12 protein-coding genes and 1 other RNA gene are annotated in these 18,267 nt (G+C 59.7%); 4 read left to right on the plus strand and 9 right to left on the minus strand.

Translation table 11 applies throughout. The features are described 5' to 3' along the window. Nucleotides 1-53: 53 nt before the first annotated feature. A complete protein-coding gene (locus A7J50_RS21355; protein ID WP_064453597.1) occupies nt 54-956 on the plus strand; it encodes a DUF2167 domain-containing protein in 903 nt (300 codons plus the stop codon). Between the two features lie 85 nt (nt 957-1,041). Here A7J50_RS21355 and A7J50_RS21360 read toward each other — a convergent pair whose 3' ends face one another. The 3 genes from A7J50_RS21360 to A7J50_RS21370 form a co-directional block, all read right to left on the minus strand. Beyond that, nucleotides 1,042-1,632 carry a hypothetical protein gene (locus A7J50_RS21360; protein WP_064453598.1) on the minus strand — a complete coding sequence of 197 codons (591 nt, stop codon included), beginning with the start codon at nt 1,630-1,632 and terminating at the stop codon, nt 1,042-1,044. Between the two features lies 1 nt (nt 1,633). Further along, nucleotides 1,634-2,680 (minus strand): N-acetylmuramidase family protein, encoded by a 1,047-nt coding sequence (locus A7J50_RS21365; RefSeq protein ID WP_064453599.1) that lies wholly within the window; start codon nt 2,678-2,680, stop codon nt 1,634-1,636. Nucleotides 2,681-2,837: 157 nt separating this feature from the next. Then, nucleotides 2,838-3,779: an N-acetylmuramidase family protein gene (locus A7J50_RS21370; RefSeq protein ID WP_064453600.1), complete on the minus strand. Its 942-nt coding sequence runs from the start codon at nt 3,777-3,779 to the stop codon at nt 2,838-2,840. Nucleotides 3,780-4,077: 298 nt separating this feature from the next. On the opposite strand from A7J50_RS21370, the gene A7J50_RS21375 reads away from it, so the two are divergent. Continuing rightward, nucleotides 4,078-4,668: a hypothetical protein gene (locus A7J50_RS21375; RefSeq protein ID WP_064453601.1), complete on the plus strand. Its 591-nt coding sequence runs from the start codon at nt 4,078-4,080 to the stop codon at nt 4,666-4,668. Nucleotides 4,669-4,773: 105 nt separating this feature from the next. On the opposite strand, the gene ffs is transcribed toward A7J50_RS21375, so the two are convergent. The 6 genes from ffs to A7J50_RS21405 form a co-directional block, all read right to left on the minus strand. After that, nucleotides 4,774-4,870: signal recognition particle sRNA small type (gene ffs, locus A7J50_RS21380), an RNA gene on the minus strand. Nucleotides 4,871-5,103: 233 nt separating this feature from the next. Beyond that, the gene (locus tag A7J50_RS21385; protein WP_064453602.1) at nt 5,104-6,270 is read right to left on the minus strand and encodes a zinc-binding metallopeptidase family protein; all 1,167 of its coding nucleotides are present in this window, start codon (nt 6,268-6,270) and stop codon (nt 5,104-5,106) included. Nucleotides 6,271-6,335: 65 nt separating this feature from the next. Next, a complete protein-coding gene (gene ligA / locus A7J50_RS21390) occupies nt 6,336-8,702 on the minus strand; it encodes an NAD-dependent DNA ligase LigA (RefSeq protein ID WP_064453603.1) in 2,367 nt (788 codons plus the stop codon). A gap of 87 nt (nt 8,703-8,789) precedes the next feature. Next, nucleotides 8,790-9,653, minus strand: a complete 864-nt coding sequence (gene zipA / locus A7J50_RS21395; protein ID WP_064453604.1) for a cell division protein ZipA — start codon at nt 9,651-9,653, stop codon at nt 8,790-8,792. 291 nt (nt 9,654-9,944) lie between these two features. Next, nucleotides 9,945-13,433, minus strand: coding sequence for a chromosome segregation protein SMC (gene smc, locus A7J50_RS21400; RefSeq protein WP_064453605.1), 3,489 nt, complete (start codon nt 13,431-13,433; stop codon nt 9,945-9,947). A 2-nt stretch (nt 13,434-13,435) separates the two neighbouring features. Continuing rightward, nucleotides 13,436-14,095 (minus strand): GntR family transcriptional regulator, encoded by a 660-nt coding sequence (locus tag A7J50_RS21405; protein WP_064453606.1) that lies wholly within the window; start codon nt 14,093-14,095, stop codon nt 13,436-13,438. 280 nt (nt 14,096-14,375) lie between these two features. Between A7J50_RS21405 and xdhA the strand changes: the two genes are divergently transcribed. Both xdhA and xdhB read left to right on the plus strand, forming a co-directional pair. Next, nucleotides 14,376-15,824 carry a xanthine dehydrogenase small subunit gene (gene xdhA, locus A7J50_RS21410; RefSeq protein ID WP_064453607.1) on the plus strand — a complete coding sequence of 483 codons (1,449 nt, stop codon included), beginning with the start codon at nt 14,376-14,378 and terminating at the stop codon, nt 15,822-15,824. Further along, nucleotides 15,817-18,216, plus strand: coding sequence for a xanthine dehydrogenase molybdopterin binding subunit (gene xdhB / locus A7J50_RS21415; protein WP_064453608.1), 2,400 nt, complete (start codon nt 15,817-15,819; stop codon nt 18,214-18,216). The genes xdhA and xdhB overlap by 8 nt, the downstream gene beginning before the upstream one ends. The last annotated feature ends 51 nt before the right edge of the window (nt 18,217-18,267 follow it).

The raw sequence follows: 18,267 nt of genomic DNA on the forward strand, positions 1-18,267 counted from the left end.
AGCCCGTTTAAGCTATTCTCCGGCGAAATTAATTCAAAATGTAAGGGACTACCATGAATTACTTCCGCCTATTGCTCGCGGCGGCCGCCCTGAGCCTGCCTGCCGCACTCGCGTTTGCCGCCACTACGCCTGCGCCCGTTGAAGCCAGCGCACCGGCCGAAACCGCCGAGCACTTTCTCGCTTCACTCAAGCAGAAGACCGGCACGGTTACACTGCCCAGTGGCATTGCAACCCTCAAGCTTAACGACGAGTTCTACTACCTTGACCCCGCCGACACCGAGCGCCTGCTGACCGATGGCTGGGGCAACCCGCCAGGCTTCAAGACCCTGGGCATGATCGTGCCAAAAGCGGTGAGCCCACTGTCGGAGCGCGGCTGGGGTGTGATCGTCAGCTACAAGGCAGACGGTCACGTATCCGACGAAGACGCCGCAAAAATCGACTACGCCGAACTGCTCAAGCAAATGCAGGAAGATGACGACGCGGATAACAAAGAGCGTCAGAAACAAGGCTACGCCGGCCTGCACTTGTTGGGCTGGGCCGAGCCGCCGCGCTACGACGACACCACCCACAAAATGTACTGGGCCCGCGAACTGAAAGCCGACGACGCCCAGCAGACCACCCTCAACTACAGCATCCGCGTATTGGGTCGTGAAGGGGTTCTGGAGCTCAATGCCGTCGCCGCCATGGCCGACCTGCCGACCATCAAGCAGGAAATGCCCAAAGTCCTCGCCTTTACCAACTTCACCGACGGCAACCTGTACACCGATTTCAACCCGAAGACCGACAAGCTTGCGACTTACGGCCTCGCGGCGTTGGTTGCCGGCGGGATCGCCGCCAAGGCCGGGCTGTTCGCCAAAATCGGCATATTCCTGCTGGCGGCGAAGAAGTTCCTGGTAATCGGTGTTGTGGCGCTGCTCGCCTTGATCCGCAAACTGTTCAACCGCAACAAGGCCTGAACCGCGCACATAAAAACGCCGCGGTGTGCCTGGCACACTGCGGCGTTTTTATGTGTGGGATAACTCAGGCTATCCGTGGCATTGCTCAGCTTTTGGGCGCAGACACACGGCGGTATTGATCCTGGCTGATCCAGCCAGTGAACGAGCGGCCCTTGGCATTGGTGAACTCAACCTTGGCCGAACCCTCCTTGTAGGCCAACACACCGACCACATCATTCTTGACGATATACGGGCGCTTGGCAGCGTCGGCGCCTGGGGTTTTCAGCAGGTAAGCCTTGTCGGCAGTCACCGTCACGAGGCCGATCCATTTTTTGTTGGCTGTTTGGGTCAATTCCAGGCCCGTCGCGATTTCCGGCATCAGCACGCTGATACAACCAGGATGCTGACGCCCCTGCTCCACCGTCAGGGTGACGCCGTCGGATGAGGCCACCACACTGCCTGGGTAAGCATCGTCGAGCCAGGTGGTAAGCGCCTCTGGCTTGCCCTGCAGATAGAACGTGCAACTGCGGGTCACACCCTCGCCGAGTGCTTCCGAATAATAGCCTTCGACCTGATGCTCGGGCGTGACCGCGAGCATCAGCCCTTCGTACGTGCCCGAGTGCAGTTCAGTAGCGCCTGCCCATACAGGCAAGACAGCGCACAACGACAACACGGCGATCGCTGAAAAACGGCTCATCTTATTTTTTCCCTTCCAGTGCGTCGTAGGCTTTTTTAATAAGCACGTCATAGTTGCCATAATCATCGCCGTTATAGCCTCGCGCCATGCCAACATAATCCTTGTTTTTCATGGCCTTCATCATTGAAGGGCTTTGGCTGCAAAAGGACACGAAGGCTTTCAACTGGTTACCGGCATTAATCTTTAAGGCCGCGACGAACTCAAATACTGTCTTGTAGCCGCACGATCCAAAGTTGAACCCCATCACCTGAAACATGCCCCAGGAGGCCGACATCAACGCCGCCTCCTGATCCAGGGCAAATGCGGTCGCCATGGTTTCCCACGCTTTGACTTGATCCTTGTTATTGACCTGCCACTGCGGCCCGGCCTTTCTCACATAGGGGTACGACAGCAACGGGTGCGCCTGGTCGTAGATCTTCTTGGTGTACTTGCGAAAATGATGCCCTTCAAACGCGATCACCGGCAATTTGGCCGGCCCGAAACCGAAACGCCCACCGGACTCCACAGTGGCGAACGCCCTGATGATGTTCACCGAAATACCGTTGCCCAACTGTGTGGCTGCGTTCTGAAAGTCGGTATCGGTGAGCGTCATGCCGCCATCGCAGGTGGACTGGAGCATTAATTGCCGATTACGCCGCTCGGCCTCGACCATCGCGCGCATGCGGTCCAGGTACACATTGACCGTGGCTTGCACCGCATCGCCACTGTTATTGCCGAAGACGTTGAGGAAGCTCGGAATACGCATCGTCGGGTACGCCTTCACCGGCACCTTCACTGCTTCTTCGATCAAGCTGTTGAAGGTACGACCGGTGGGGTCGATCACACCATCGGGGTGCGCGTACTTGAGATGACGGAACTGATACTGACTGATGCACTGCACCAATTGGCCGTCGCACTTGCCATTTTCAGCCAGCGCAAAACCCATCTTGGGAATGATCAAATTGAATAAATACTGGATGCACTGAACATCGGCGGGCAAGTTACGCGCTTTACCGGGCGCACCGACCGAAGCACTGATAAGACGGGGCAACCCTTGCAGGCTTTTCATCACAGACATCCTTGTTAGTTAATGAAGTGATGGCACTTCAACATCAAACCAGCACACTTTTCAAACCCTGAAACGAGCGGCAGGCGGAAACTAACAAGATGGTTTTGGGTTGTCCAGTAGGCGCTACTGAACATTGTGAGGCAGCCATCATGCGCTGCTATTTTTTCCTTTCAAGCGCATCAAAAGCCTTTTGGATTCGCTTGTCGTAGTCGCCGTAATCCTTACCGTTGTAATGGGAGGCCATGCCCACATAGTCCTTACTCTTGATCGCCTTGACCAAGGCCGGGTTTTTACTGCAAAAACCGACGAATGCCTTTAATTGAAGACCAGCGTTGGTTTTCATCGCAGTGACGAAGTCGAACACGGTCGTGTAACCGCAGACGGCAAAGTTGAAGCCCATGATTTGAAACATGCCCCAGGACGCGGACATCAACGCCGCCACGGGGTCCAGCTTATAAGCAGCGACCAGCGTCGCCCAAGCCGTCGTCTGGTTCTTGTTATTGGCACGCCATTGCGGGCCAGCCTTTTCCACGTAAGGGTATGACAAAAAGGGGTGACTTCTGTCGTACTTCTGCTGAGTGTACTTGCGGAAGAGGTGCCCTTCGTAAGCAATCACCGGCATTTTGGCCGGGCCAAACCCGGAGCGCCCACCCGACTCCACCGTGGCGAACGCCTTGATAATATTCACCGAAACAGCGTTGCCCAGCGCTGTGGCGGCGCTCTGAAAATCGGCCTCGGTGAGGATCACTCCACCGTCACAAGTAGCCTCGGTTATCCATTGCTGCCGGTCTGGCTCGGCGGCCGGAGTATCAGGATTTGCCTTGCGAGTATCCTCGACCAGGCTGTTGAACGTGCGGCCTTGCGGGTCAATCACCCCGTCGGGTTTGGTGACCTTGAGACGATTCAACTGATAATCGCTGATGCGCTGAACCAACAGAGCACCGCACTTACCGTCTACCACCAGGAGCGAACCAGATTTGGGCGCAATCAGATTAAACAGACACTGAATGTATTCAACGTCAGCAGGCACATTACGCGCCTTGCCTGGGGTGCCGACTGAAGCACTGATAGGTCTGGGTAAACCTTGAAGGTTGGTCATGGCAATTATCCTTATTGATCAAAGGAGTGCCATCACTTCTTCACTACTCCAGCACGGGGTCGCTTGCATGATTGAAGCTAGCAGGCGGCGTGGCGTTGTCCAGCCGCGAGATAAAGAGTTGTGAAAGGCTCAAGGTTCTTCACAACCCAACAGCCTTGCCCCCCTTTCGCCTCACAGTAACCAGGTATTTTTCGAGGGGCGGTAGATCGAACACGCTTCATTAAATAAGCGCATTCAGTCACCTATTGAACTACTGTTTCTTGCGCAAGATGTCCCTTTCAAATATTCAAGGATTGAAATGAAAGCCTCCCTGCTCATCCTGTCGGTCCTGGTTCTGCTATCCGGTTGCGCCTGGACGTCGAGACCTGCCAACCCTGTCCTGCCGCGCCCCTCGGTTGCTGAAACCAAATCGCTCATATTCGCGGGCAAAACGTTCGTCCTGAAATACCAGACTGACGGCCAGATTCCACTGAAGGAATACTTCCTGCCGGAGGAAAGCGTTGATGCCTGGAGTGACATGGCGGATTTTCGCGTCGCGCCGCCACTCCTGAACGATCTTGAGCCGGTAGACCTCGCCAACCGAGCCGCCCTGCTTCATCAACAAGATTACCCACAGATGACGGTGCAGCTGAATACCGATGAAAAAACCGGGGTCACGACCCTGATGCTGTTTTACCCCTCCTCCGTACGCAAGGACGGGCGGTTCTCCGAATTCAGCATCTTCAAGTTTTACAAGGACAGCGCAACGGGGCAGAACATCACCTTTCACTTCGCCCGAAACATACCGGTAGCGACGCCTGAAGCAGAGCGCGACCTGGAAAAAAACTTGAGGAAGTTGCAGCAGGAAGTGCTGCCGGCGATGGCAAGGTTCCCGCTTTACCGGCCGTAATGCTGTTGAGCGAGCAGCAGAAATCGATTCGCAGGCAGTGATTGCCGGCAAAACATCTATAGCTTGGGATTTTTTTGAGCTTCAGGAAGAGCGTTATGGAGGCAACCCCACCAGCCACACCCCGGCACACAATGTTCCCGCTGTGGCTGCTGCCTTCCGGCTCTGACCAGGTTCACGGGTAATCGTTGCGGGGGGACCGATGGGGTCACCATAACGACGCTGGCCTCTCGGCAAGCCGCGCCATTGTACCGATCTCATCGGAAGTTACAACCGTTGGTGCAGGATTAAAATATGAAGGGGCTCAAGCACTTGCCATAACCTTCAGCGTCACCCCTGTCCCATGTGGGAGGAGGCTTGCTCCCGAAAGCAGTCTGCCCGCCAGTCAGGCCGGTGACTGATCCACGCCGTTGGCAGTAAGCCCCTCGCACATTTTGATCATTGTGCCTTCAGGACGTCATCGGCCCTGCCACCCTCTTCCTGGATCACCAGGTGAATAAAGTGCAGCTTGGCGATCACTGCCGGCGGCAATACAAAGGGATAAAAATCCGGTTGGCCCATGCTGCGCGACAGTTCGTTGAGCATGCCGGCCAGTTCGATCCAGGCGTTGACGAACGACAGGAAGGCTGGCCCGCCAGGGTGCTCGGGGTCGTAGAGCGTGGTGAGCGGGAACGGTTGATAATCCAGGTCCATCTCACGGGCGCTCATGCCAAAGCCCAGCGCGGTGTCGACGGCGTCCATCATGTGCAGGTAATGGGCCCAGGTCTCGGCCCAGTCTTCCCAGGGGTGCATGGTGGCGTAGGCACTCACGCAGGTTTGCTGCCAGTCGGGGCGTGGGCCGTTTTGGTAATGCTGGTCGAGCGCCTCGGCGTAACTGGCGCGCTCGTCGCCGAACAGGCCGCGAAACGGTTCAAGCCAGTGGCTGTTGGCGATCAGTCGATCCCAGTAGTAATGGCCGACTTCATGGCGAAAATGGCCGAGCAAGGTGCGGTAGGGTTCACGCATCTGCACACGGATTTTTTCGCGGTGCGCGTCGTCGGCTTCCTTGATGTCGAGGGTGATCAGACCGTTGGCATGGCCGGTGGTGGGCGCGTTGCCTTCCAGGTCGATGCCGACGAAGTCGAAGGCCAGGCCGGTGTCTTCGTCAACGCTCTTTGGCACAACTTGCAGGCCCAGGCTGATCAGTTGTGCCACCAGCCGGCGCTTGGCTGTTTCTACCTTGCGCCAGCGTTCGGGGTTTTCCGGTACGGAAAGGTCCGGAATGGTGCGGTTCAGGCTGCACGCCACACACAGCGGTGCGGTGCTGTGGGCGGGAATCAGCCAATTGCAGGCGGCCGCAGTGTCGAGGTTGGCGCAGCGGCGGAAGGTGCCGGCGTCGAGGTTATCGTCCTGCAGCCAGGTGTCGGCGACGGGCCCGGGTTGTAGAGACGACAACCGGCTTTGTTGCGGTTGGTAGCCCAGCAACGCCTGACAGGCCAGGCATTGGCTGTTGCGAAAGAACAGCGCCTGGCCGCAGCGGCATTGCCACACCTTGCTGTTGCGCGAGGATCCGGCCATGAACGGTGCGGCGATGCGCGAACTGAGTTGCTCGAAGTAGCGGAACATGGCGATCTCTCCCTGGGTGCTTGCCAATACTAGAGCATCGCCAGGAAGAGATCGTTCAGTCCAAATCAGACCGTAATGTTGTGCTTGGCCAGGAACGCGACAAATGCCTCCTCATCCAGCACTTTCAGGCCCAGTTCGCTGGCCTTGGCCAGTTTCGAACCGGCGCCCGGCCCAGCCACCACGCAGTGCGTTTTCGCCGACACCGAACCGGCCACCTTGGCGCCGAGGCTTTCGAGCTTGTCCTTGGCCACATCGCGGCTCATCAGCTCCAGTGAGCCGGTGAGCACCCAGGTATGCCCCGCCTCCGGCAACCCTTCGACCACCTTCTTCTCGCTCTGCCAGTGCATGCCAAAGTCCTTGAGCTGCTGCTCGATGGCCAGGGCGTGGTGGGCATTGTCGGGGTTATCGAAAAAGTCGCGCACGGCCTTGGCCTGCTTCTCGGGCAGCGCCTGGCGCATATCCAGCCAGTCGGCCTTGATCACGTCTTCCAGGGAGCCGAACTTGTCCGCGAGTTTCTGTGCGGCACCCGGGCCAACGCTGGGTACGTGCAGCTTGTCGAGCAGGCCGCCCAGCGTGGTGCTGGCGGCAAACTCGGCGCTCAGGTCGCCCTGATCCTGCAATTGCAGCGCGCATTCGTCCGGTGACAACAGGGCGCCAATCACGTCCTGGTTATGGCTGTCTTCGAAGAAGCTGTGAATCTCGTGCGCCACTTCCAGGCCCACGTCCGGCAGATATGTCAGCACTTCCGGCAGAGCCTTCTGCACCCGCTCCAGAGACGCCAGCGAGCGCGCCAGCACCTTGGCGGTCTCCTCGCCTACGTCCGGAATACCCAGCGCGTAGATGAAGCGCGCCAGGGTCGGCGTCTTGCTGTTTTCGATGGCGGTGATCAGCTTCTTGCTGGAAATATCGGCAAAGCCTTCCAGGTCGATGACCTGCTCGTACTTGAGCTTGTAGAGATCGGCCGGCGAACCGATGAGCTTTTCATCCACCAGTTGCTCGATGGTCTTGTCGCCCAGGCCGTCGATGTCCATGGCGCGGCGCGAAACGAAATGGATAATCGCCTGCTTGAGCTGCGCCCCACAGGCCAGGCGCCCGACGCAGCGGTACACCGCGCCTTCGCTGACGGTTTCCTTGCCCTTGCTGCGCTTGACCAGCTGCGTGCGCTCCACGTGGGAACCACACACCGGGCAGCGCTCGGGAATCTGCACCGCGCGGGCGTTTTCCGGCCGGCGCTCGGGCACGACGGAAACGACTTGCGGGATCACATCACCGGCCCGGCGGATGATCACGGTGTCGCCGATCATCAGGCCCAGACGCGCGACTTCGTCCATGTTGTGCAAGGTGGCGTTGGACACGGTGACACCCGCAACCTTGACCGGTTTCAACCGCGCCACGGGCGTCACGGCGCCGGTGCGGCCGACCTGAAACTCCACGTCGAGCAACTCGGTAAGCTCTTCCATGGCCGGGAATTTATGCGCGATCGCCCAACGCGGTTCGCGGGCGCGGAAGCCCAGTTCACGCTGCGAGGCGATGCTGTTGACCTTGAACACCACGCCGTCGATTTCATAACCCAGGCTGTTACGCCGCTCGCCGATATCGCGGTAGTAGTCCAGGCATTCCTGGATGCCTTTGGCCAACTTCAACTCGTGGCTGATCGGCATGCCCCACTTCTGCAACTGCTTCAAGTTGCCGATATGGGTGTCGCTGATATCTGCGGTCACTTGGCCAATGCCATAGCAGCAAAACTCCAGCGGGCGACTGGCGGTGATCTTCGAATCCAGCTGGCGCAGGCTGCCGGCCGCGGCATTGCGCGGGTTGGCGAAGGTCTTGCCGCCGACTTCCAGCTGCGAGGCGTTCAGCCGCTCGAAACCGGCTTTGGACATGAACACTTCACCGCGCACTTCCAGGGTGGCGGGCCAGCCAGTGCCCTGCAGCTTCAGCGGGATATTGCGCACGGTGCGCACGTTGACGCTGATGTCTTCACCCGTGGTGCCATCACCCCTGGTAGCACCGCGCACCAGCTCGCCATCTTGATACAACAGGCTGACCGCCAGGCCATCCAGCTTGGGTTCGCAGCTGTATTCCACCGCCGCGCCACCGCCAAACAGATCGCCCACCGGCAGGTCGAGGCCTTCGGTGACCCGGCGATCAAACTCGAGCATGGTGGTTTCATCAAAGGCGTTGCCCAGGCTGAGCATCGGAATTTCGTGGCGTACCTGGGTAAACGCCGACAACGCCGCACTGCCGACCCGCTGCGTCGGCGAATCACGTGTCACCCATTCCGGGTGCTCGGCCTCAAGGGCCTTGAGCTCATGGAACAACCGGTCGTACTCGGCGTCCGGAATGCTCGGCTCGTCGAGGACGTGGTAACGGTAGTTGTGCTGATCCAGTTCAGCGCGCAGTTCGAGGATGCGGGTGTGGGCGGCGGTCATGGGTGTTCTCTCATAAAGCAAAAGAGCAGCCGAAGCTGCTCAATATGTTAGTGCACGGATTCTACAGACAACGCTTAAGATCGAACCTCAGCGTTTCTGTGTCAGGGCGCGACGCTCGAACTCGACGATGCGCTGACGGTAGTGTTCGATGGTCTGGGCCGTGAGGACGCTGCGTTGGTCGTCCTTGAGCTCGCCGTTGAGTTCCTGGGACAGCTTGCGGGCGGCGGCCACCATCACGTCGAACGCTTGTTTCGGGTGACGTGGGCCTGGCAAGCCGAGGAAGAAACTCACTGCCGGGGTGCTGAACAGGTCGATATCGTCCAGATCGAAAGTGCCCGGCTTGACCGCGTTAGCCATCGAGAACAGCACTTCGCCGTTACCGGCCATGCTTTCGTGACGGTGGAAAATATCCATCTCGCCAAAGCGCAGGCCGCTTTCGAGGATGTTCTGCAGCAGCGCGGGGCCTTTGAAGCCGGCGGCGTCGCGGCAGATCACGCTGATCACCAACACTTCTTCGGCGGCCGGCTGATCGTTTACCGATTGGCGTGGCGCGCTTTTGGTCGGGGTCTCGTCAGGGAAGTCGTCATCGCGGCTGCTGAAGCTCGGGCCTTCATCGACGTCGAGGTTCAGGTCGCCCTGATGCGGCTCGGCCACCGGCGCACTGCCGCGCTTGCCACGCTTGGAGGACGGCTCCCGCGCTTCACGCATTGGCGCGCTCATCGACGGTAAGTCGTGCTCGTCCAGCTGCGGCTCTTTATGAGTATCCAGCACACGGGGCGGCCCCAGCAGCTCGGCGCTGCCGTCGTCGTCGGGCAAGTTGGACAGGTTACGGTCCAGGCGGAATTTGAGCTTGCCCTTGCCACCGCGCATGCGGCGCCAGCCATCAAAAAGAATACCGGCAATGACAATAATGCCGATGACGATCAGCCACTCGCGCAGACCGATTTCCATGTAATCCCGTGCCTCTAATAAAAAATGCTGAAAAATAAGGGGTTTAGCACCGTGCAAACCGCTTTAAAACGTGGCGCCAACTCTATGTTCTGACTGACGTTTTGCCCACGCATACGAAAAATTGACATTAAATTAGCACAGTTGGCGAAAGATGTATTGGATTGGCATCTTCGCTCCCCAATAGCATTTTCACACGCTAGCGCCAACTGTGAGCTACAAGCTTCAAGTGACAAGCCTCAAGCTCAAACCCACTCACTTGAAGCTTACAGCTTACAACTGAAAACTACGCCGCTAGGCGTCCACCATCGCCATCGCTTCCTCGACATCCACCGCCACCAATCGCGAACAACCCGGCTCGTGCATCGTTACACCCATCAATTGGTCCGCCATTTCCATGGCGATCTTGTTGTGGGTGATATAGATGAACTGCACGGTCTGGGACATCTCTTTCACCAATCGAGCGTAGCGTCCAACGTTAGCGTCATCCAGCGGGGCGTCAACTTCGTCGAGCATACAAAACGGCGCCGGGTTCAACTTGAAGATGGCAAATACCAGAGCCAATGCGGTCAGGGCCTTCTCGCCACCGGACAACAAATGGATGGTGCTGTTCTTCTTGCCCGGAGGCCGCGCCATGATCGTTACCCCTGTATCGAGTAGATCTTCGCCCGTCAGTTCCAAGTAGGCGCTGCCTCCACCGAAAACTTTCGGGAATAACGCCTGTAAACCGCTATTAATCTGATCAAAGGTATCTTTGAAGCGATTACGGGTTTCCTTGTCGATCTTGCGAATCACGTTTTCCAGGGTGTCGAGGGCTTCCACCAGATCGGCGTTCTGAGCATCCAGATAACGTTTACGCTCGGACTGCTGCTGGTACTCGTCGATGGCCGCAAGGTTGATCGCACCGAGCCTTTGAATACGCGCAGCAATCCGTTCAAGTTCTTCTTCGGCGTCTTTTTCGTTGGCCTGGGCGGTCAAGGTATCGAGCACGCCGTGCAGGTCGTAGCCGTCTTCCAACAACTGGTCTTGCAGGGTCTTGCGGCGCACGGTCAGGGCTTGCCATTCCATGCGTTGCTGTTCGAGTTGGCCGCGGATCAATTGGGATTGCTGCTCGGCCTGGGTCCGACGTTTTTCTGCGTCGCGCAATTCGCGGTCGGCGTCCTCCAGGGCGATCTGCGCAGTCTTGAGTTCTTCGTCGACGGTCATGCGCTTGTCGAGCAACTCTTCGAGCTTGAGCCGCAACTCTTCCAGCGGCGCTTCGCCCTCCTCCAGGTTGAGGCTCAGCTGCTCGCGCTTTTCGGTGAGGCGCTCGGATTGCATCTCCAGGCGCTCAAGGGCCTGGCGCGTGGAATCGTGCTGCGCGCGCAAAGAGCCGAGGCGCACCGCCAATTGGTGGGCGTGGTCCTTGTGCTGGCGGGCTTCCTGACGCACGCGGTCGAGGCGCTCGCGCAGGCTGTCACGCTGGGCCAGCAGCAGTTCGCGCTGCTCGGTGTCGAGGGCCATGCTGTCGAGGGCTTCTTGCAATTGCAGGCGCGCTTCGCCGATTTGTTCGTGTTCCAGGGCACGCTGCTCGCCCATCTCGACCACTTCGTCGTCGAGGCGGGAGCGGCGCAGTGTCAGTTGCTCGGCCTTGGCCTTGCTCGCCGACAGCTGGGCTTTCAATTCACCTTGCTGGCGCGCCTCATCCTGCAACAGGCGGCGCAAATGTTCGCGACCGGTCTCTTGCTGGCGCTGGGTAGCGCGCAAGGTTTGCAGTTCGGTTTCCAGGCGTTCGAGGGTGGCTTCGCGCTCCTCGCGCTCGGCGGTCAGGTTGACGATTTCCTGGCCACGGGCCAATACGCCGCTTTCCGCTTCGCTGGCACGGCGCACCCGCAGGAAGTGCCGACCAACCCAGTAACCGTCACGGCTGATCAGGCTTTCACCGGCGCCCAGCTGACCGCGTTGGGCCAGGGCCTGCTCCAGGGAATCCACCGGTTTGACCTGGCCCAGCCAGGGCGACAGATCAATCGCCGCCTCGACCTTGTCCAGCAGACTACCCGGCACGCGGGTGCCATCGGCCGCCGGGCTGAGTAAGCGCAGATCGCCCTGGGCAAAACCGGCCAGGTCGAAGCCGCCAAAATCATCCACCAGCACGGCTTGCAGGTCGGCGCCGAGTACGGTTTCCACCGCCAGCTCCCAACCGGCCTCAACCTTCAAGCCTTCGGCCAGGCGCGGGCGCTCGGCAAGATGCTGGTCGCGCAGCCATTCGGCGGTGCCGGTGCCCGGGTCCAGTGCGGCTTGCTGCAAGGCTTCAAGTGACGCCAGGCGACCGTTGAGCCGCTGCAAGTCGCCCTGGGCCTGCTGCTGGGCCTGGGTCGCCTGTTGCAACTGCTGACGCAATTGCTCCAGGCGCTCCACTTGTTGTTCTTCGCTGGCTTCCAGCTCTTCCAGCGTCATTTCGCTCTCGGCCAGTTGCTCGCTGAGTGCCATGATCGCCGCGTCTTCCGGGTCGGCGGCAAGCAACACACGTTCTTCCTGCAGACGGCGCTGGCGCTCGGCCAGGCGTTCCATGCTGGTTTCCAGCTGCTGGATACGCGACTGCTGCACCTCAGCCTGACGGCGCGGCTCGGCGGATTGCAGGTTGAAAGCGTCCCACTGTTCCTGCCAGCCGTGCATGGTGGTTTCGGATTCTTCCAGCGCAGCGGCCGCTTCTTCGGCGGCAGCGCTGGTGATTTCCTGCTCGGGGGTGAGCATGTCGAGCTCTTCGCCGAGGGTCAGCAACAAGGTGCGGTCATGGCCCAGGTGCGATTCGGTTTCCAGGCGCGCGCGTTCGGCTTCCTTCAAATCATCCTGCAACTGGCGCAGACGCTGCTGGCCGTGCTGGATGCTCTGCTCGACCCGGGCGATATCACCCCCCACCGAGTAGAAACGGCCCTGCACCAGGTTGAAGCGCTCGGACAGGTCATGGTGCCCATCGCGCAGGCGCTCAATGCTGGCGTCGGCATTGCGCTGCTCGGCCACCAGCGCTTCAAAGCTGATTTCCTGGGTGCCAATGATCGCTTCGCGCTGGCCGACCTGATCATTCAGCGCCTGCCAACGCAGGGCCGACAGTTGCGCCTTGAGCTGACGCTCCTCGCCCTTGTATTCCTGATACTTCTCGGCGGCCTGGGCCTGGCGGTGCAGGCGCTCCAACTGGCGCTCCAGCTCTTCGCGCAGGTCGGTCAGGCGGGCAAGGTTTTCATGGGTGCGGCGAATACGGTTTTCAGTCTCGCGGCGGCGCTCCTTGTACTTGGAGATGCCGGCCGCCTCTTCGATAAAGTTGCGCAGGTCTTCGGGCTTGGCTTCGATCAGCTTGGAGATCATGCCCTGCTCGATGATCGAGTAGCTGCGCGGGCCCAAGCCGGTGCCGAGGAAGATATCGGTGATGTCACGGCGCCGGCACTTGGTGCCGTTGAGGAAATAACTGTTCTGGCTGTCGCGCGTCACTTTGCGGCGGATCGAGATTTCCGCGTAGGCCGCGTATTCACCGACCAGGGTGCCGTCGGAGTTATCGAACACCAGTTCGATGCTGGCCTGGCTCACCGGCTTGCGGCTGGTGGAGCCGTTGAAGATGACGTCGGTCATCGACTCGCCACGCAGGTTTTTTGCCGAGCTCTCGCCCATCACCCAGCGCACGGCGTCGATGATATTCGACTTGCCGCAGCCATTGGGCCCGACCACCGCCGCCATGTTACTGGGGAAGTTCACCGTGGTCGGGTCGACGAAGGATTTGAACCCCGCCAGTTTGATGCACTTGAGCCGCACGCTTAGGCGTCCGCCAACGCAGCGATCACCAGCGAGGAACTGCGCTGGCCATAGGCCGACAGCACTTGGCGAATCTGCGCCAGGTCACGGGCCAGCACGGCGGCGAGCAGTTGCTCGAACAATGCCAGGTACTCGCTCATGGACGCCTTGCGTTGATCCAGCGCCAGGTAGTACGCGCGGTTCATCGCCGGCTGCAGGTTCTCTACGGTTTCCTGCAAATACGGGTTGTTGGCGAAGGGGTACGCGGCGCGCATCACGTTGAAGCTTTCTTCGACGAAGGCACGGATGTCCTCGCGTTCAAAACTGGTCACCAGTCGCTGCTGGATTTGCAGGAACGGCGCCATGTCGGCCTGAGTCCGCCAGCCATCCGCCACTGCATTACCGAGCAGGATGTACAACTCGCTCATCAACGTACACAGGCTCTGCACCTTGTGCGCGGTGAGTTCGGTGACGTGGGCGCCACGGCGCGGCAGGATCGCGATCAGGTGGCGGCGCTCAAGGATCAATAAGGCTTCACGCACGGAACCACGGCTGACATTGAGCGCCAGCGTGACTTTCTGTTCCTGGATCCGCTCCCCAGGCTTGAGATCGCCGCGAATGATACGTTCGGCGAGGTGGTGAGCGATTTGCTCGGCGAGACTGTCCGGCGCCTTGAACGTCATGTTTTTCCTTCAAAATCGTCTATCGGTACAAGCGCGGCAGTGTAGCGCATTGGCTAGCTGATGGCGCTACGCCCACGGTGGCGAATTTGGCACGAAATAAGCAACGATGAACAGCCAGAAGCCGCCAAAAACGCCGGTTCCAGAAGACTGGACCATAATTGAAAGTGTTGCGATCGCATTTTCTTGACCTGTAGGTCAGAAAACCATTGACCGAAAAGTCAGATATGACTAGATTCGGCGCAAAGCGGTTAACAACAATAATGAGTCTGCGAGGCCTTCCGTGATCCAGTTTTTACTTAACCAGGAACTCCGTAGCGAGCACGCCCTGGACCCCAATCTGACCGTGCTCAACTATTTGCGCGAGCATGTGGGCAAACCCGGTACCAAGGAAGGCTGCGCCAGCGGCGATTGCGGTGCATGCACCGTGGTGGTCGGCGAGCTGCATACCAATGAGCAAGGCGCAGAGCAGATTCGTTATCGCAGCCTCAATTCGTGCCTGACCTTCGTATCGTCGTTGCACGGCAAACAACTGATCAGCGTCGAAGACCTCAAGCATCAAGGCCAGTTGCACAGCGTGCAGCAAGCCATGGTTGAGTGCCACGGCTCGCAATGCGGCTTTTGCACGCCGGGTTTCGTGATGTCGTTGTTTGCCCTGCAAAAGAACAGCGACGCCCCCGACAGCCAAAAAGCCCACGAAGCCCTGGCCGGCAACCTCTGCCGCTGCACCGGCTACCGCCCGATTCTTGCCGCAGCCGAACAGGCCTGCTGCAATAAACCGGTGGACCAGTTCGACAGCCGCCAAGCCGAGACCATCGCCCGCCTCAAAGCCATTGCGCCGACGCAAACCGGCGAGCTCAACAGTGGTGATAAACGCTGCCTGGTGCCGCTGACCGTTGCCGACCTGGCCGACCTCTACGACGCCTACCCACAAGCCCGGCTGCTGGCTGGCGGCACCGACCTGGCGCTGGAGGTCACCCAGTTCCACCGCACGCTGCCGGTAATGATCTACGTTGGCAATATCGAAGAGATGAAGCGCATCGAAAACTTCGACGACCGCCTGGAAATCGGCGCTGCCACTGCGCTGTCCGATTGCTACAACGCGCTGCATCACGAGTACCCGGACTTTGGCGATCTGCTGCACCGCTTCGCCTCCCTGCAAATCCGCAACCAGGGCACCCTGGGCGGCAATATCGGCAACGCCTCGCCGATTGGTGATTCGCCGCCGCTGCTGATCGCCCTCGGTGCGCAGATCGTGCTGTGCAAAGGCAATACCCGCCGCACCCTGGCGCTGGAAGATTACTTCATCGACTACCGCGTTACCGCGCGCCAGGACAGTGAGTTCATCGAGAAAATCATTGTCCCCAAAGGCCATTCCCTGTTCCGTGCCTACAAGGTCTCCAAGCGCCTGGACGATGATATTTCCGCCGTGTGCGCCGCCTTCAACCTGAAGATCGAAAACGGTGTGATCAACGAAGCACGCGTCGCCTTCGGTGGCATGGCCGCCACGCCCAAACGCGCCAAGAGCTGCGAAGCCGTGTTGGTCGGCGCCACCTGGAACGCCGCCACCGTGGAGAAAGCCTGCGCCGCACTCGCCGAGGATTTCACCCCGCTGTCGGACTTCCGCGCCAGCAAGGAATACCGCCTGCTAAGCGCACAGAACCTGTTGCGTAAATACTTCATCGAGCTGCAAACACCGCACATCGAGACTCGGGTGACCGCTTATGTCTAACCATCACGCCGTCGTTAAAACCCAGGCCGAACTCGCCGCGCTGTTTGCCCAGGACCTGACCTCCGGCGTCGGGCGCAGCGTCAAGCATGACAGTGCCGCCAAGCACGTCAGCGGCGAAGCGCAGTACATCGACGATCGCCTGGAATTCCCCAACCAGTTGCACCTGTATGCGCGCATGTCCGACCGCGCCCACGCCAGAATCATCAGCATCGACACCGCGCCCTGCTACGCGTTTGAAGGCGTACGCATTGCTATCACCCACGAAGATGTACCGGGTCTGAAAGACATCGGCCCGCTGATGCCCGGCGATCCACTGCTGGCCATCGACACGGTGCAGTTCGTTGGCCAAGTGGTACTGGCCGTCGCCGCCCGCGACCTGGAAACCGCGCGCAAAGCCGCCATGGCGGCCGTGATCGAATACGAAGACCTGGAACCGGTGCTGGATGTGGTCGAGGCCTTTCGCAACAAGCACTTCGTGTTGGACAGCCACACCCACCAGCGCGGTGACTCGGCCGGTGCGCTGGCCACGGCGAAAAACCGTATCCAGGGCACGCTGCACATCGGCGGCCAGGAACACTTCTATCTCGAAACCCAGATCTCATCGGTGATGCCCACCGAAGACGGCGGCATGATCGTCTACTGCTCCACGCAAAACCCCACCGAAGTGCAGAAACTGGTGGCCGAAGTGCTGGACGTGTCGATGAACAAAATCGTCGTGGATATGCGCCGCATGGGCGGTGGTTTTGGCGGCAAGGAAACCCAGGCGGCCAGCCCGGCGTGCCTCTGCGCGGTGGTCGCGCGCCTCACCGGCCAGCCGACCAAGATGCGCCTGCCGCGCGTCGAAGACATGCTGATGACCGGCAAGCGCCACCCCTTCTATATCGAATACGACGTGGGCTTCGACGACAGCGGCCGCCTGCATGGGATCAACCTGGAACTGGCGGGTAACTGTGGCTGTTCGCCGGACCTGTCGAACTCGATTGTCGACCGCGCGATGTTCCATGCCGACAACTCGTATTACCTGGGCGACGCCACCGTCAATGGTCATCGCTGCAAGACCAACACTGCCTCCAACACGGCTTATCGAGGCTTCGGTGGCCCGCAAGGCATGGTCGCCATTGAGGAAGTGATGGACGCCATTGCCCGCCATCTGGCGCTGGACCCATTGGCCGTGCGCAAGGCCAATTACTACGGCAAGACCGAGCGCAACGTCACCCACTATTACCAGACCGTCGAGCACAACATGCTCGAGGAAATGACCGCCGAGCTTGAGGCCAGCAGCCAATACGCCGAGCGCCGCGAAGCGATTCGCCTGTACAACGCCCACAGCCCGATCCTGAAAAAAGGCCTGGCGCTGACGCCGGTGAAGTTCGGCATCTCGTTCACCGCGAGCTTCCTGAACCAGGCGGGCGCCCTGATCCATATCTACACCGACGGCAGCATCCACCTGAACCACGGCGGCACCGAGATGGGCCAGGGCTTGAACACCAAGGTCGCGCAAGTGGTGGCCGAAGTGTTCCAGGTGGAAATCGACCGCGTACAAATCACCGCCACCAACACCGACAAAGTGCCCAACACTTCGCCGACCGCGGCCTCCAGCGGCGCCGACTTGAATGGCAAGGCTGCGCAGAACGCCGCCGAAACCATCAAGCAACGGCTGGTGGAATTTGCCGCGCGCAAGTACGACGTGAGCGAAGCGGACGTGGAATTCCACAACGGCCATGTGCGCGTGCGCGACCAGATCCTGACCTTTGAAAGCCTGATTCAGCAGGCGTATTTCGCCCAGGTCTCGCTGTCGAGCACCGGGTTCTACAAGACGCCGAAAATCTTTTATGACCGCAGCCAGGCAAAGGGTCGGCCGTTCTATTACTTCGCGTTCGGCGCGGCCTGCTGCGAAGTGATCGTCGACACCCTGACCGGCGAATACAAGATGCTGCGCACCGACATCCTCCACGACGTGGGCGCCTCGCTGAACCCGGCCATCGACATCGGCCAGGTCGAAGGCGGCTTCATCCAGGGCATGGGCTGGCTGACCATGGAGGAACTGGTATGGAACAACAAGGGTAAGTTGATGACCAATGGCCCGGCCAGTTACAAGATCCCGGCCGTGGCGGATATGCCGCTGGACCTGCGCGTGAAGCTGGTGGAAAACCGCAAGAACCCGGAAGACACGGTGTTCCATTCCAAGGCTGTGGGTGAGCCGCCGTTTATGCTCGGGATCGCCTCGTGGTGTGCGATCAAGGATGCGGTGGCGAGTTTGGGTGAGTATCGCCATCAGCCGAAGATCGATGCACCGGCCACGCCGGAGCGGGTGTTGTGGGGCTGTGAGCAGATGCGGCAGTTGCAGGCGGCGAAGGCTGTTGAGACTGACGCCGAGATGGCTTCGCTTTAGGACCGAGGTGCTGCCATCGCGGGCAAGCCAGCTCCCACATTTGACGGTGTT

The sequence above is a fragment of the Pseudomonas antarctica genome, assembly GCF_001647715.1.
Taxonomy (GTDB): Bacteria; Pseudomonadota; Gammaproteobacteria; order Pseudomonadales; family Pseudomonadaceae; genus Aquipseudomonas; species Aquipseudomonas antarctica_A.

Coding starts and splice junctions, on each gene's coding strand:
- A7J50_RS21355 (WP_064453597.1), top strand. CDS start 54: ATGAATTACTTCCGCCTATTGCTCGCGGCGGCCGCCCTGAGCCTGCCT.
- A7J50_RS21360 (WP_064453598.1), bottom strand. CDS start 1,632: ATGAGCCGTTTTTCAGCGATCGCCGTGTTGTCGTTGTGCGCTGTCTTG.
- A7J50_RS21365 (WP_064453599.1), bottom strand. CDS start 2,680: ATGAAAAGCCTGCAAGGGTTGCCCCGTCTTATCAGTGCTTCGGTCGGT.
- A7J50_RS21370 (WP_064453600.1), bottom strand. CDS start 3,779: ATGACCAACCTTCAAGGTTTACCCAGACCTATCAGTGCTTCAGTCGGC.
- A7J50_RS21375 (WP_064453601.1), top strand. CDS start 4,078: ATGAAAGCCTCCCTGCTCATCCTGTCGGTCCTGGTTCTGCTATCCGGT.
- A7J50_RS21385 (WP_064453602.1), bottom strand. CDS start 6,270: ATGTTCCGCTACTTCGAGCAACTCAGTTCGCGCATCGCCGCACCGTTC.
- ligA (WP_064453603.1), bottom strand. CDS start 8,702: ATGACCGCCGCCCACACCCGCATCCTCGAACTGCGCGCTGAACTGGAT.
- zipA (WP_064453604.1), bottom strand. CDS start 9,653: ATGGAAATCGGTCTGCGCGAGTGGCTGATCGTCATCGGCATTATTGTC.
- A7J50_RS21405 (WP_064453606.1), bottom strand. CDS start 14,095: ATGACGTTCAAGGCGCCGGACAGTCTCGCCGAGCAAATCGCTCACCAC.
- xdhB (WP_064453608.1), top strand. CDS start 15,817: ATGTCTAACCATCACGCCGTCGTTAAAACCCAGGCCGAACTCGCCGCG.